This is a genomic window from Rhodococcus sp. NPDC060176 (assembly GCF_042728675.1).
GTDB lineage: Bacteria > Actinomycetota > Actinomycetes > Mycobacteriales > Mycobacteriaceae > Rhodococcus_F.
The window spans coordinates 1,340,385-1,355,607 of the sequence record NZ_JBHWYS010000001.1 but is presented as its reverse complement, the minus strand read 5'-3'; the positions used below and the strand labels follow the sequence as shown (position 1 = coordinate 1,355,607).

Genomic DNA, 15,223 nt, shown 5'->3' with positions numbered 1-15,223 from the left:
CGTTACTGACTCAATTAACGTGCATGGGGCTCGATCAATTCCCGCGGGCTCAGATTTGTTTCAACACCCTCGGGCCGAAGATCGTTCTCAACTACCGAAAGATCCGGTAGATCGACCGACCGGGTACGCCTCGATGTGCATGATCACCGATCCCTCGCAGGGACCACTCTTGATGTCGGTACGCCACGACCCCTTCAGGCTGCCATCGGCCTGAGGTGTGTAGTACGCGTCCGAATGTGCCGGCGCCCACACCTTGGGTACACCCTCACCCTGGTAGCAATCCCACTCCCAGTCATAGCGGTGCACCCAACTGGTTCCGTCCCAGGTGTATTGCGCCGGCTGCGGCAAAGTCGGATTGGCGGGAGCCGGCCCGCCTACCACTGTGGCAACACACACTCCGCCCGAGCAGTCCGTCTCGAACGTGTACGTATCGGAGAAATCAGGCTCCCATTGTCCGGCGGCCAGACTTGTACCCGTCTTGGTCGCGGCGAAGCGCTTGAGGGAGTAATCACCGGACCAGTTCGCGTCCGCCGCCCCCGCAGGCATCGCCCCTGCGACAAACCAACCAGCAACCAGCGCAACCACCAACAATGACTTCCGCATGCGTGAAGTGAATCACAAGCGATGTCCGATTTGTCGGATACTGGCCACAAGAACACCGACCACGATCAGCATCAGCGCCACCAAGGGCAACGCTCCCGAACCCCTGTTCGCCAAGATCAGGCCGCCGACGACGCCGCCCGCTGCGATCGCCGAATTGAAGATCGTCACGAAAACCGATTGGGCAGTGTCCACCGCGTCGCCCGTCGTTTCCGCGAGCGCAGTCTGAAGGAGAGTGGGAGCGCCTCCGAATGCCACACCCCAAACTGCAACGCTGAGTGCGATCACTGCGAAGTTCTCGCCGCCGACACCCAAGGCCGTCAAAGCTGCGGCAAAGACCACCAAGCTCAACACGGTGAGACTTCGAAGCGCCCGGTCGACGAGCACCCCGACCACACCGATGCCCACGAAGGCGAAAAGTCCGAAGACGAACAAGACGATTCCCAACCGATCGCCGAAACCGATGCGATCCAGGAACGCCGCCATGTACGTGTACACAATGTTGTGCGCGAGGATCCACAAGAACGCGACAAGGAGAATCGGTCGTACGCCCGGCAAGACCAGGACTTTCCGCACCGACAGCCGCCGATCCGCTTGTTGCCCGGGAAAGTCCGGCATCACTGCGAGTATCCACACCACCAGAAGTAGCGCAGAACCCGACATCAAGGCGAAGACGACGCGCCAATCGGCCAAGGTCCCGAGCCACGCCCCCATCGGAACGCCGATTGCCAACGCAATCGGCTGTCCGACTGAGGCAACCGCAACGGCCCGCCCCTGCAGGTGAGGGGGCGCCATCCTGCGTGCGTACCCGGCAAGCAATCCCCACACCACACCTGCCGCCATGCCCGCCAGGAACCGAACACCCAAGGTGAGAACAAGATTCGACGACAGCGCTGTCACCAGATTGAAGACACCGAACCCTACAATCGCCGACACCAGGACCGCGCGCCGTCGCAATCCCCGCGTCACTGCGATCAGCGGTACAGCCCCGACGACAGAGCCCAACGCGTATGCAGTGACCAATTGCCCGGCGCCGGAGACAGATACGGACAGTCCTGACCCGATCTGCACCAGTAGTCCGGCCGGCATGGTTTCGGTTGTGATCGCGATGAAACCTGCCGTTGCGAGTGCCGACAACCCGGCCAGAGGTAGTGTTCTGACGGAATCGGTCTCCGCCAGTGCCGAAGTCGCATTCCCGCCAGAAGTCACAGTCCCGTCCGAAGTCACAGTCCCGTCCGAGTTCGCGCTCACCTCGTCGGTGTTTCGGGACTGCCTTCGCCCGACTGGCCGGAACGAACCAGTTCTGCAATCGACGCCCAGTCCATCTCGCCCTGACCGTTCGCCAGAGCCTGAGTGAGCACGCCTCGAAGTACGCCACCGAACGGCAAATCCAGATTGACGCTGTCGGCGGCGTCGAGCGCAAGCCTCAGATCCTTGAAGCCCAGGGCTGTGGTGAATCCCGCAGGCTCGTACTGACGCGACGCGACGAGGTTTCCGTAGCTGGAGTAAACCGGCCCCGGGAAGATCGTGGAGGTCAGCAATTCTACGAGTTGGCTTCCGTCCACACCTGACCTCTCCCCCAATGCGATTGCCTCACCCAAGGATTGAATCGCGGAGAGGATGAGGTAGTTGCCGATGATCTTGACGATGTTGGCCTGCTCCGGACGCTCACCTTGTGGCCAGGTGCGAGCCCCGATGACGTCGAAGAACGGCTGTACTCGTTCGAGAAGGGCACTGTCGCCACCGGCGATGATGTTCAACTGACCTGCCTGAGCAACAGAAACGCGTCCGAACACCGGCGCCGCGATGTAACCGATGCCGTGCTCGGCGTGCAGTGCGGCGGCGCGCTTGGCAAGATCGACGCTGACGGTGGCCATGTTGACGTGCACGGTTCCACTCGGAACGGATGCGAGTACGGCGGGATCCAGAATGGCCGCAGACACGGCCGAATCATCCGCCAACATCGACAGCACCACACCGGACTCGAATGCCTCGGCAACGGTTTTCGCGCCGGTCGCCCCTTCCTCGACCAGTTCGGTTACCGCTTCAGGGCTGCGATTCCACACCGTCACGTCGAACCCTGCGCCCATCAGATTTCGAGCGATGGGACGACCCATCGCGCCCAAACCGACCACGGAAACAGAAGTCATGGATTTCCCTCTCGAAAGTGTTGAACCATCTAAGACGGTTCAACACTCTCATACAGGTACAGTTGGTGTCGAACCGGTTGAGATGGTTCACCACAAAGGAGGGCGAAAGTGAACGAAGCAGGAGCTGATGAATCCGCTCGGGACGTATTTCGACTCGACAACGACACGCTCGCGTTCCGCTTCACCGCCACCCTCACCAATCGGAACGGCTCGAGGTTCGAGCGACTCACGAGCCCGCATCGACTCGAATTATGGTTGCGCGCCAACGATCTGACGAACACCGCGGCACGAGCGACGGCAGACGACCTCCGCGACGCGCAGGATTTACGTGAATCCATTCATCGCATTGGAATCGCCGTGTGCGAGAACCGACAGGCCTCACGCGCCGATGTCGCGATCGTCAACACCGCATCCGAACTCGGCAGCGCCCACCTCGTCCTTCAGAACGGTCGAGCCCTCTGGACATCGACCGGAGACAATCCGGTCCGCGACGCCCTGTCGATCGTGGCAGCCGACGCGATCGCGGTACTGGGTGGTCACGACCGTGACCGCGTCAAAGCATGCCAAGGCGACGGGTGCACCGGTCTCTACGTCGATACCAGTCGCGGCAACAACCGACGCTGGTGCTCGATGAACATCTGCGGAAACAAGGCGAAGAAATCCGCGATGACCGCGCGCGCCGACTAGCTCATTTCACCTTCGCCGCCTCTCGATTTCACCGCCGCTCGATCCCACAGCTTTTCGATCGGGGTCGACAAGAGGAGAAGAAGCAACGGGAAGTACGACGTCACCGGGACAAGCACACTGACGAGCAGTGCCACCAGCATTATCAGGACGGTGACGATCTCGGCCGTGAAATGCGGCTGTGCACTCTCTTCGCTCAACGACGGGTTGCGGACCAGACCCCACGCGACCACCGCCAGGCACGCAGCGCTGGCGGCCATCGTCCCGATGTAGAGAGCCCTGGTTCCCAGGTCCTGGGACGGTGCTGCAACCAGCGCCGTCGGGAAGGTCAAGAACACGATGGTCAGTACCCACAACCCCAGTCCGCGCACGACCACCTTGTCCCCGTCGATCACAAAGCGAAGTAGTCGATGCTGCGACCACCACAGCCGGAAGATCACCAGAAAGCTCAGGGCGAAGGAGCAGAATTGCGCCGCGTGCTCGCGCAGCAACTCGGACGTGGTGCCGTGGTGGTCGCTGGTCAATTCGACCAACGGCAGGACGAGCAGCGTGATCGCTATGGCAACTATCGCGTCGATGAAAGTGACGTAGCGCTCGAAGTAGCGGGTTCGTTCCTCGATCTCAGCCATTGCGGAAGCATAAGCCTCGCAACAAGAAACAGACCGGTGACGCCACTTTGCGAGAGTCGATATCCCGAAACATACAATTAACGAATCAAATTCGTTATACCTCTTGACCGAGCCCTCGGCCGTCCCCATACTTAACGAATCACATTCATTAAGTGACTCGCATCACGCCATCAGGGGTCGGTTCCGCCACCCCCTTCAGGACTTGGGGTTGCCCTAGTGCCAAACAACGCTTCTGCGAATACGAAGTCAGACCGGGTTCCACTCACCACCAACCGCGGTGTTGCCGTCTTCAGCATCGGCGTCATGGGGTTCATCACCGCGAACCTCATCCCATTGATGATCGTGGCAATGGTCGATGACCTCGGTGTCACCGAATCTGCCGCTGGTGCCGTCCTGACCGCGTCGCTGCTGGTCTGCGCGGGCACCTGCCTCGCCACCACGCGGATCGCATCGGGTCCGCGTCGTCACCTGCTCGGCCGCATCAGTCTGATCGCGATGGCGGCTGCATTCGGCGTCGCGGCCATCGCACCGACCACGGCAATCGCGTGTGCGGCGATCATCATCGGCGGCGTCGGCGCTGGTGGCTCCGCATCCGTCGGTGGCGCGGCATTGGCAGCGCTCACGAACCCGGACCGGGTATCAAGCATCAGCGGACTTGTGAATCGGGTCGTCGTCACAGCGGTCCTCGCTCTCATTCCCATCCTCGGCACACATATGACCAACGCCTTCGGCATCGTCGCGGCCCTGGCGCTTGCCACCGCCGCGACGGTGACCTGGTTGCCGTCATCCCCGGTGAAAGAGTCGCCGGAGGCGACGAAGTCCGCCAAGGCGACCACAACTCTCCCCGCCGGGGTCAGCGCGAAACGACTCACTTTTGCCGGGACCGCCTTCCTCGCGATGCTCGCCGTCTGGGCGATCAGCGAGGACTCACTGTGGGCAGTACTCGGCATCATGGGCTCGGAGCACGCCGGACTTTCGGACCAACAGATGGGGCTCGCGCTGAGCGCATCAACGGCAGGTGGTGTCCTCGCGGCAGTTGTCCTGACCGCGCTGGGTTCCCGCGTCAGCCGGACAGTGTCGATCTCGGCACTCCTGATCCTCGGGGCAATTCTGAAGCTGTCGGCTTGCCTCGCAACCGATTCCACGATCTACCTCATCCTGGTGATCGCCTGGAACACAACCTACGCGGCAACGTTCATCGTCTTGGTCGCCATCTCGGCGGCCCTCGACGCCGCCGGCCGATGGTCCGCCCCACTGCTCGGTACCTACCTCATCGGTTCCGCGTTTGCGCCGTTGTTCGGCACTTCGGTGACTGCGAGCCTCGGCTATCCGACCTTCGGAGTCATCATCTCGGGGATCAGCTTCGTCTTGTTGGTCCCGTTCGCCTTGGTATCGCGGCTCTCCGCACGTACCGAGGGTGCGTATCGTCACCACAGCGCCGCCATCACTACTACCGTCATCGCGTAAGGATCACGTAGAAGTCATGAATGACAGCATCACTCACTACCGAAACGGAAAGATCTTCACGGCCGCCGAGGACGGGTGGGCCGAATCGATAGTCGTCGAGGGCCAACAGCTCAGGTTCGTGGGCGAGACCGTCTATGCCGAAATCCTGGCTCCCGACGCCGAGGTGGTCGACCTGGAAGGTGCGGTCGTGCTCCCCGGTTTTGTCGACGCCCATACACATTTGGTCATGATGGGATTCGCGCTGCAGAAGCTCGATCTCCTCGATGCCACCGATCTTGCCGACATTCAGTCCAGCATCCGGCAATTCGCGGAATCGAACCCGGACGCGCCGCGCCTGTTGGGTCGCAGTTGGTTGTTCTCGGCGCTGAACGGAGAGCACCCCACGCGAGAGATGATCGACGCCGTCGTACCCGATCGCCCGGTGTACCTCGACGCCAACGACGTACATTCGGTCTGGGTGAACACCGCAGCACTGCGAGAACTCGGCATCGACGCGGACACTCCCGATCCGATCGGCGGTCGTATCGGCCGGGATCCGGACACCGGAGAAGCCACCGGAATGCTGTACGAGACGGCCATGATGCTCTACGTCTGGCCGAAACTGGCGGAACTCGCTTCGGACGAGGACCGGGACGCCGCCCTCGCGCTCACGTTCCGCCACTATCTCGAGGACGGCGTGACCGGTGCGGTGGACATGGCCCTCGGCGCGGACGAATTGGCCGCGCTGGAAAGAGCTTTGGAGGCCGGGAACGGCACTCTCCCGCTACGAGTCGCGGCTCACTGGCTGATGACCCGCGAAGACAACGAGGCCGACAACGTGCGGCAAGTTCACGAGGCCACCGAACTCCACAAACGCATCCAAGGGCCGTGGCTCCGCATCGCCGGAATCAAGATCATCATCGACGGAGTGATCGACAGCTGCACTGCCGCAATGAAAGAACCTTACTCCAACGGCACCAATGCCGAGCCTATCTGGGATCTGGAGTCCTTGATCCCGGTCGTGACCGCAGCTGACGCCGCCGGCCTGCAGATCGCCATGCACGCGATCGGCGACGAGGCGTCGGAAATCGGATTGACTGCACTCGAGTACGCGATCGCCGCCAACGGAGACATTCCCCGCAGGCACCGAATGGAACACTTGGAGTCCATCACGCGAGACAACGTCGAACGGCTGGCCCGCCTGGGCATCATCGCCTCGATGCAACCGGTTCACGCTGACCCTGCGATTCAGGAGAACTGGCAGGCGATGCTCGGCGACTATCGGGTGAATCGCGCGTACCCCTGGCCTGAATTCACCGAGGCCGGAGCGGTTCTGGCGTTGGGTTCCGACGCTCCGACGGCGCCTCACCCGCCGCTGCCGAACATGTTCATCGCCACCACCCGTCGATCCGCAATCGATCCGTCGCTGGCACCCAATCTGCCGAAGTACGCCCTCCCACTCGCGGACGCGCTCGCTCACGCAACTCGTGACGCTGCCTACTCGTGCAGGTGGGAAGATGTGACCGGCCAACTGGTTCGGGGTAAAGCAGCCGATTTTGTCGTGCTGAAACAAGATCCGTTCACCGAAGGGGTCGATTCTCTCCTGACCACGGATATCGCATTGACTGTGGTTGCCGGATCCGTGCGATACGACGCATCGGAAGTTGCGAACGCCGGAGCCGCGAACAGCGAGGCCGCGAACAGCGAACCCCGATAGCCGATCGTTACCAGTTGTTCGATAACGCAAACGCATATCCCGGCGACAGAACGAAGGAGGGACTTGAACACGTGAACCCATACTCTCTGGAGGACGCATGCGCAGGAAAGCTCCGATTTCGGTCGTCGCCGCGGCCGTTGCACTGCTGACCACCACTGCCCTGACGGTCGCCGGTTGCGGGTCGACCGAAGGAACACCTGAAGCGGCGAGTTCAACGACAGCAAGTTCGGCGGCGGCGTCTTCGACGGCAAGCGAATCCGAGACGACGGTAGCGAGTTCTCCCCCGCCACAATCGGACACCCGCACAAGCGCATCCATGACAGCGACTACGACAGCAGTCCCCGCTTCGGGTCCCTGTCTCGACGTCGGCTCTCCGCTCGTCACCGATGCCATCAGCACGCTGGGTACCGACGTCAACGGAGGTAACTGGATACCGACATCCTCGAGCGAGGAGCAGGTCGGTAATTGCCCTGACCTGCTCTGGGTTTCGGTCGACGGCGACGGCGTCGGCGATGCTACGTATCAGACACACGTTCTGTTTTTCCGCGACGGAACCTACCTGGGCACGGCTACCAGTAAGCCGTATTCATACACACACGTCATCGACAGCAACAAGGATTCGGTATCCGTCCAATACCGTTGGCTGCTGGACGACGACGCATTCTGCTGCCCCCAAGGCGGACCGAACATCGTGAACTTCACGTGGAACGGAAGCGCCGTGGTTGCCGACGGTCAGTTCCCGCCCTCCTGAACCTGTCTACGTACGATTCGGCTCCGAACACGACTGTGCCCCAGCAACAACGGTTACTGGGGCACAGTTTCTTCGAGCTACTCGCTGACGCTGTTACTCGCTGACGCCGAGTTCACGCAGGCGAGTCTTGTACAGCTCGATGTTGCCGAGCTTGATGTCCTCGTAGCCACGAACCACGTCCGGCAGCGCCGCGATCTCGACGGCGCGATCGTATCCGTCGGTTGCGAGCGTACGAGAGAGGTCAGCGATCATGGCCTCGTACTCGGCGAGCAGTTCACGCTCGACCTTGCGGACGTGCATGTAGCCGAAGGGATCGAGCTTGGTGCCGCGAAGCTTCTTGCCCTTGGCCAGAACCTTCAGTGCAACATGCGACTTGGGTCCCAGACCGATCTTCTTCTTGCGACCCATCACTCGCAGGATCGGCGGGTGGAGCTTGTAGGTCAGGTTCTCCCCGGCCGGCACCTGAGACTTGACGTCCTCGATGAATGCGGGGTCGACCAGCATACGAGCAACTTCGTACTCGTCCTTGTACGCGGTGAACTTGAACAGGCCGCGGGCAACCGCTTCGCTGAAGTCGGTCCGCTCGGTTGCGGCACGCTCGGCAGTCCAGACTGCCTGGACCTGATCGATGTAACGCTGGGCGATCTTGACGGACTGGAACTCGATGAGCTGCGCAGCACGCAGTTCCACCAGTCGCAGGGTTTCACCGGTGAAGGTGGTTCCGGCGAACATGTGAGCCGGTGCGACAACGGGTTCGCGGACGGACTTGGCCGGCGTGGTGACGGCCGAGAACGCAGCGGTGTCGGCAATTGCTGCGCGACCCCAACGGAATGCCGCGATGTTCGCGTCCACGGCAACGCCGTTGATGCCGATCGCTTCTTCGATGGCCTCGGCCGGCAGACGAAGTCCGCCGCTCTGGTAGGCCGCACCGATCAGCAGGAAGTTGGCAGCTGCGGTGTTACCGAACAGCTCCTGCGCCGCTGCGAGGGCGTCGAAGGAACGCAGGGTGCGCGATACCTTGTCGAGGCGGGCGAGGAGTGAAGTCTCCTCGGGGTAGCGAACACCCTTGTCGTAGACCATGTCTCCGGTCGGCGTCTGCGACGTCGACGCGATGGAGACCGTCTTCTCGGAGTTGCCGTAGTCGAGGTTCTTGTTGTCCGTCGCGGTCAGCAGGTCGAATGCGACGATGCAATCCGCACTGCCCGGGGTGAGGCGGTTGGACGGCTCGAGCGCGCTGGAGCTGAAACGCAGGTGCGAGACAACGGGTCCGGCCTTCTGGCTCAGTCCGATCTGGTCAAGGCTCTCCACCTCGAGGCCTGCGCGCAATGCAGCAGTGGCGAGCACCTGGTTGACGGTCACGATGCCGGTTCCGCCGATACCCGCCAGGAAAACGTTCTGCGTGGTGGTGAGCGGGCCGAAATCAGGATCTGCGACGACCGGCGGGACGGGACGTGCGGCCTTGGGAGCCTTCTTGCCCGGTACCAGTTCGACGGTCACGAACGACGGGCAATCGCCGTCCATGCAGGTGTAGTCGGTGTTGCAGGACGTCTGATCGATCTTCGTCTTGCGGCCGTACTCGGTGTCCACGGGCTGGACCGAGAGGCAGTTGGACTTGACGCCGCAGTCACCGCACCCCTCGCACACTGCCTCGTTGATGACGACGCGAGTGTTGCGAGTGGGCAGCGTGCCGCGCTTGCGCTGACGACGAGCGTCGGCCGCACAGTGCTGGTCGTAGATCAGCACTGTGACGCCCTTGATCTCGCGAAGCTCCTTCTGAGCCTCGTCGAGGCGATCGCGGTGCCAGAGCTTGGTTCCCTTGGCCAGTGCGCGCTTGTTGTGACGCGAAGGCTCGTCGGCGCAGATGATGATCTGCTTGACGCCCTCGGTGGTCAGCTTGTGGCTGAGTTGAGCAACGGAGAGGGCACCTTCCGCGTCCTGCGCTCCGGTCATCGCCACTACCTCGTTGTAGAGCAACTTGTAGGTGATGTTCACGCCTGCAGCGATGCACGCCTGGACAGCCAACTGACCGGAGTGGAAGAAGGTGCCGTCGCCGATGTTCTGGAACAGGTGAGGCACGTCGGTGAACGGTGCCTGCCCGATCCACTGGCTGCCCTCGCCGCCCATCTGCGTCAGACCGGTGACAGCGCTGTCCTCACGGCCGGACATGGTGACGAGTGTGTGGCAACCGATTCCGCCGCCGCCGATGGAACCCTCGGGGATAGCGGTGGAACGGTTGTGGGGGCACCCGCTGCAGAAGTACGCGGTTCGCTTGGCGGAGAGCACGTTCAGCGACAGCGGCGCCGGGAGGGTGCGCTTGAGCTCGACGTGCGGCTTGAGCACGCGGCGCAACGGGGCCAGCAGCCGACCTGCAGTCAGCTCACCACTGGCAGGCATGAGCAGACGACCCTGGCCGTCGCGCTTGCCGATGATGCGTGGGGCATCGTCGGTGCCGTACAGGACTTCCCGGATCTGCGCCTCGATGAACGCGGTCTTGTCCTCGACCACGACGATCTGCTCGAGACCTTCGGCGAACTCGCGAACCTTCTCGCCCACAACGGGATAACACATGCCGATGCGGAGGAGGCGGATACCCGCGCGGTGCAGCGCGGCGTCGTCGACACCGAGGTCTGCCAGCGCCTGGCGAACGGAGTCGAAAGTTGTCCCGGTGGCCGCGATACCGATCTTCGCACCGGACGGGTTGACCTCGATGACGTCGAGATTGTTGGCAGTTCCGTACGCGTGCACCAGATCCCATCGCGGGCCGTACAGATCGGCCTCGGCGATGACGCTGTCCGGCGGCGCGGCCATCTGACGCTGCTTGTAGACGAAGGGCTTGCCCTCGAACTGCACCTCCGGAACCACGATGTCGAAGTCCGCGATGCTGCCGTCGATCGTCCAGGCGCCGTCGGCGACGTCGGCGACGATCTTGAGCGCCACGACACAACCGGACACACGCGAGAGTGCAACAGCGTGCATACCCATCGTGATGATCTCTTCGGCGTTGCGCGGGAACAGAACCGGCACACCCATCGCAGCAAGCGAGCGCTCACTGACGGCAGGAACCGTAGATGACTTCGACGCCGGGTCGTCGCCCACCAGGAGGACGACGCCGCCCTTGGGGTTCACGCCGTACATGTTGGCGTGGCGAATGGTGTCGGTAGCGCGGTCGACGCCGGGGCCCTTGCCGTACCAGACGCCGGTCACGCCGTCATGGGTCGCGGTTCCTGCGGGGAGGTCCGTCTGGCTTCCCCACACCGCGGTGGCAGCAAGTTCCTCGTTGAAGCCGGGGATGAAGGTGATGTCGTGTTCTGCGAGTACCTTCGGCATGCCGTGAAGCATCTTGTCGACGCCGCCGAGCGGGCTGCCCTGGTAACCGGACACGAAGGTGGCAATACGCTTACCTGCCCGAATGTCGCGAACGTGCTGCTCGACGAAGCCGCGTGCAATTGCCTGAACACCGGTCAGCAACACCGGTCCCGATCCCGACCGGTACCGATCATCGAGGTCATAGGGCTTGGCCTGGGCTACGCCCGACACCAGTTCAGTCATCGTGGACCACCGTTCCGTCTGCAGTGCATTTCAACTACCGTGCATTTTCAACAACCGCGTAACTCGATCTGTTCAGATGATCGTGGTCGAGGTATGTGAAAGCGTCAACAGAGGCTTGTTCAACTATTCAAATTGACAATTTGTGAGCCAAATCACGTGACCTAGGTCATCGAATCAATCAGTTGGAGACCCGTTCGTGGCGATACGGCGAAACGGACATAAAACGTTCCCGACAATGCAAACCGAAAACATCCTTGACATTGACGCAACGTCAACTTGCATGCTGAATGAGCACAACCGATCCGAGAGTAGGAACTACACGTGAGCGAATGGTCCATCCAAGAACTCGCCAAATCCGCCGGTACCACCAGCCGAACGCTGCGTCACTACGGCGATCTCGGGCTCCTGGAACCGAGGCGCATCGGCGCCAACGGCTACCGCTTCTACGACGAAGACGCCCTGGTGCGGTTGCAGCGCATCCTGCTGCTCCGAGAACTCGGACTCGGATTGCCGGCCATCGCCGAAGTCCTCACCGGTGAACGCGACACGGCCGCCGCGTTGCGTACCCACCTCGAACTTCTCGAGCAAGAGCGCACGCGGATCTCGAGACAGATCGAATCGGTCAACAGGACCTTGAACAAGACGAAGAAAGGTGAATCACTTATGCCGGAAGATGTTTTCGACGGGTTCGACCACACCCGATACAAGGACGAGGTCATCGAGCGTTGGGGCAAGGACGCCTACACGAGAGGGGACAACTGGTGGCGATCGATGTCCGAGCAGGACCGAAAAGCGCATCTGCAGAACCAAGCTGACATCGCAGAAGCATTCGGCACCGCAGTGACAGCCGGTCTGTCCGCGGATAGCGACGACGTCCAGTCGATTACCCAGAGACAGTTCGAGTGGATAAAAATCGGTTGGCAGGGAAGGACTCCCAGCGCCGACGCCTTCACCGGACTCGGGCAGATGTACGTCGACGACCCTCGCTTCACTGCAAACTACGACAAGTACGGCGAAGGCACCGCTGTGCTGGTCCGTGACGCGATGAAGGTCTACGCCCAGCGCAATCTGCACTAACCGGTAATCAGTCCTGCCCGCTGCCGAGTAGGTTGTGTCGGTGCGCTGCCGCGACGGCCTCTTCGCGGGAATGCGCACCGAGCTTGCGATACAGGGCACGGAGATGACTCTTCAATGTGTTGTTGGATACGAACAACTTTCGCGCTATCTCGCCGATCGGAATGCCGAGACCCAGTTCCACGAGAACGTCCATCTCCCGCTTCGTCAATTGGACCCGAACGATCGCCGCCGGATACATCTGCGGCGCTTCGGATTCGAGAAAGGCCGCGACGGCGCTGCTCGAACCCTCGGCCCGCTCCTCGAGTCGCTCGATCAGATCCCGCGGTATCGTCGCCAGCGCCGACAGGACACCCGAGGTTTCGAGCAGTCCGCGAGCCTGCTCCCATGAACTCGCGGCAGCGGCGATTGTGCCCAGTTCGCACAGCGCTGCGCATTCGATCAACAGCGATTCGAGACGATTTCTGGTGAGATACTCTCCACTCCAGTCAATTTCACGGCACAATTCCAATGCCTGTGCCGGCGCTCCGGTCAGTAGATGCGCACGAGCGACAGAAACCGTGACAACAGCAAACGTGTGCGCGGCAGCAACTGCTTCTTCCAGTGCCTTCGCACCCTCCCCGGACGCCAAAAGAAGATCGATGCGTGCTGCGGTGAGAAGTGCGTCACCGAGCGATCGTTCACACGGATTCACGTGACCATGCGTAGCCACTGCACGCTGCAATGAAATCAGGCCCGAGAACGGGTCTGATTGCAGCAGTGCGAATCTCGTGTACGCGTAGGCGGCAAATGCCCAGAGATCCCCTGGCGGCGTGATCTCGGCGAGCACGTCCATCGCGGCAGCGCCCGCAATCCGGTCCACGCTGTCGTACGCCACCAGTGCACGCGCGATCGCTCCGCCCATGTGCGAAGGTGGTCCCAACCATCCCGAAACGTCCGGGTGCATGCTTTCGACTTGAAGCCACTCTGTCGCGTGTGTGACATCGCCGATCAGCGCGGAGTTGAGCGCAGCGTTGCCTGCGGCGTGCCGCAGGACGAACTCCGGACCGTGCTGCACGGCGCCGTGATACGCGAGCCGCAATTCCACCGCGGCATCACCGAGGTCACCGGTCAACTGGTGCGAGACTCCCCAGATCAGCCGCAGGGCGGGCAGTTGAGACCCCAACGCGCTCAACGATTCGTCGCCGAGTCCGTACACGACGTGCGCCAACTTGCGTGTGATGTCGGTTGAGCGCTGGTACTTTCCGGACGTTCTCAGTACGACGGATTGCACGGTCCCGACGTTCAACAAACTACATGCTTGCGAACTACCGCCTATTGCGCGCAACTCCGCAGGTTCCGTCGGTAGCGAATCGCCGTTCATCAACTGTGGACGAAGGCGTGATTCGAGTAGGTCACGCCCCACCAGGATCGAGGGGTTCTCGGCCAGGACTTCACTGGGAATCGATTGCAACGCCGTTCGAATCAGTCCAGTGTGATCGACCAAGAGATCGGCCCAGTGCCGTTCGAGTATGTCGAGCGCGCGAAGCCACTGACGACCGTCCATCGCGTAGCGGACTGCACTGGCGAAATCCGAAGTCGCGAGAGCGTGGTCGACGAGAGCTGGAAAGGGGTCTTCGAATCTCGCCCCTTGTTCGGACCGTGTCCGTATGAGCGCCAGTCGAACTGACGGCGCAAAATACCAGGCCGGCTCCCCGGCGCGACCGTCCCGGAAGATGAGTCCGAAAGACTCGAGCACGTCGAGTTTGCCCGTCACGTCAAGGTCGTCGGACACGACGGCCGCGATCGCAGGCGTGACCGTGCGCGCGGCGGCGATCGTCGTCGCGAAGTCGAACAGCTCGAGCGCTTTGCCCGATCGAGGAGCGGTCCGACTGACGTAAGCGAGGATCGCCTGGTCCACCCGCTTCTGAACGCGTTCACGCCCGCGATTCGGTTCACTCAGCCCCGCAACCGCGCTCAGAGCAACCTTCATCAGAACAGGGACACCCGCAACGCGTTCGCAGATCGAATGCACGATGCCGGACGGAAGGTGAATCCCGGCGTCCGCAAACAGAATCGTGGACTCGTCGAGTGTGTATCTGAGGTCGTTCATGCATAGGTACTCGTCCACGCGTACACCGTCGAGCAAGTCCGTTGCAGATCGATCCTGGAGCGTGACAATCACTTTCAACCCGGGCAACCGCACGATCAGGTCAACGAGTTGGTGCCCCACCTCGTCTCCCTCGACCAGGTCGATGCGATTGAACACCAACACGAACGGCGTAGCCGAGGAGTGGAGAAGTGATTCGACAGCTCCCACCGGATCGTCGAGGATTCGTGGCGGAGCCTTCAGCGATTCCAGCGAATCCTGAATCAGGGCGAAAGCCGAGTTCCAGTAGTCGACGGGGGTCATCCGTTTCGACGGTGCCGGCACCCACACAACCGGTCTACTCGGCACCGTCCCGAGAGTCGTCAACCACAAGGCCGCGAGTTCGGTCTTGCCGAACCCTCGGGGCGAGTCGATGACCGTCAACCCCGCGGGGCGCTCCATCAAAGCCAGGAGGCGAGGGCGTACCGCGGTCGGTCCACGACCCGCGAGACGCCGATGCAGCGAGCCCGTTCCGCGCGGGTTTCGCTTTGCTCG

General features: G+C 61.9%; 11 protein-coding genes. 5 read left to right on the top strand and 6 right to left on the bottom strand.

The genetic code is table 11. The annotated features are described in order from the left end of the window. Window positions 1-87: 87 nt before the first annotated feature. Genes ACFWEM_RS06555 through ACFWEM_RS06545 form a run of 3 tightly spaced genes read right to left on the bottom strand, consistent with a single transcriptional unit; the run spans window position 88 to window position 2,750 of the window. Window positions 88-603, bottom strand: coding sequence for a hypothetical protein (locus ACFWEM_RS06555; RefSeq protein ID WP_378532134.1), 516 nt, complete (start codon window positions 601-603; stop codon window positions 88-90). Window positions 604-615: 12 nt separating this feature from the next. Next, window positions 616-1,851: an MFS transporter gene (locus tag ACFWEM_RS06550; protein ID WP_378532132.1), complete on the bottom strand. Its 1,236-nt coding sequence runs from the start codon at window positions 1,849-1,851 to the stop codon at window positions 616-618. After that, entirely contained in the window at window positions 1,848-2,750 is a 903-nt protein-coding gene (locus ACFWEM_RS06545) for an NAD(P)-dependent oxidoreductase (protein WP_378532130.1), read from the bottom strand. The genes ACFWEM_RS06550 and ACFWEM_RS06545 overlap by 4 nt, the downstream gene beginning before the upstream one ends. 108 nt (window positions 2,751-2,858) lie before the next feature. Here ACFWEM_RS06545 and ACFWEM_RS06540 point away from each other — a divergent pair, with 108 nt between their 5' ends. Next, window positions 2,859-3,437 (top strand): CGNR zinc finger domain-containing protein, encoded by a 579-nt coding sequence (locus tag ACFWEM_RS06540; RefSeq protein ID WP_378532128.1) that lies wholly within the window; start codon window positions 2,859-2,861, stop codon window positions 3,435-3,437. On the opposite strand, the gene ACFWEM_RS06535 is transcribed toward ACFWEM_RS06540, so the two are convergent. After that, entirely contained in the window at window positions 3,434-4,063 is a 630-nt protein-coding gene (locus ACFWEM_RS06535; protein ID WP_378532126.1) for a TMEM175 family protein, read from the bottom strand. The two genes, ACFWEM_RS06540 and ACFWEM_RS06535, sit on opposite strands and share 4 nt — an antisense overlap. A gap of 216 nt (window positions 4,064-4,279) precedes the next feature. On the opposite strand from ACFWEM_RS06535, the gene ACFWEM_RS06530 reads away from it, so the two are divergent. The 3 genes from ACFWEM_RS06530 to ACFWEM_RS06520 all read left to right on the top strand — a co-directional run bounded on the left by ACFWEM_RS06530 (window position 4,280) and on the right by ACFWEM_RS06520 (window position 7,977). Next, complete coding sequence (locus ACFWEM_RS06530; protein ID WP_378532124.1) at window positions 4,280-5,530, top strand: MFS transporter; 1,251 nt, start codon at window positions 4,280-4,282, stop codon at window positions 5,528-5,530. A gap of 16 nt (window positions 5,531-5,546) precedes the next feature. Next, window positions 5,547-7,226 (top strand): amidohydrolase, encoded by a 1,680-nt coding sequence (locus tag ACFWEM_RS06525; RefSeq protein ID WP_378532122.1) that lies wholly within the window; start codon window positions 5,547-5,549, stop codon window positions 7,224-7,226. Between the two features lie 97 nt (window positions 7,227-7,323). Then, complete coding sequence (locus ACFWEM_RS06520; protein ID WP_378532120.1) at window positions 7,324-7,977, top strand: LppP/LprE family lipoprotein; 654 nt, start codon at window positions 7,324-7,326, stop codon at window positions 7,975-7,977. Window positions 7,978-8,070: 93 nt separating this feature from the next. On the opposite strand, the gene ACFWEM_RS06515 is transcribed toward ACFWEM_RS06520, so the two are convergent. Then, on the bottom strand, window positions 8,071-11,526 hold the full coding sequence (locus tag ACFWEM_RS06515; RefSeq protein ID WP_378532118.1) for an indolepyruvate ferredoxin oxidoreductase family protein: 3,456 nt from the start codon (window positions 11,524-11,526) through the stop codon (window positions 8,071-8,073). 321 nt (window positions 11,527-11,847) lie between these two features. Between ACFWEM_RS06515 and ACFWEM_RS06510 the strand changes: the two genes are divergently transcribed. Further along, window positions 11,848-12,603 (top strand): MerR family transcriptional regulator, encoded by a 756-nt coding sequence (locus tag ACFWEM_RS06510; protein ID WP_378532115.1) that lies wholly within the window; start codon window positions 11,848-11,850, stop codon window positions 12,601-12,603. 7 nt (window positions 12,604-12,610) lie between these two features. Here the strand turns inward: ACFWEM_RS06510 and ACFWEM_RS06505 are convergent, their stop codons facing one another. Further along, the gene (locus ACFWEM_RS06505; protein ID WP_378532113.1) at window positions 12,611-15,130 is read right to left on the bottom strand and encodes a response regulator transcription factor; all 2,520 of its coding nucleotides are present in this window, start codon (window positions 15,128-15,130) and stop codon (window positions 12,611-12,613) included. Window positions 15,131-15,223 lie beyond the last annotated feature (93 nt).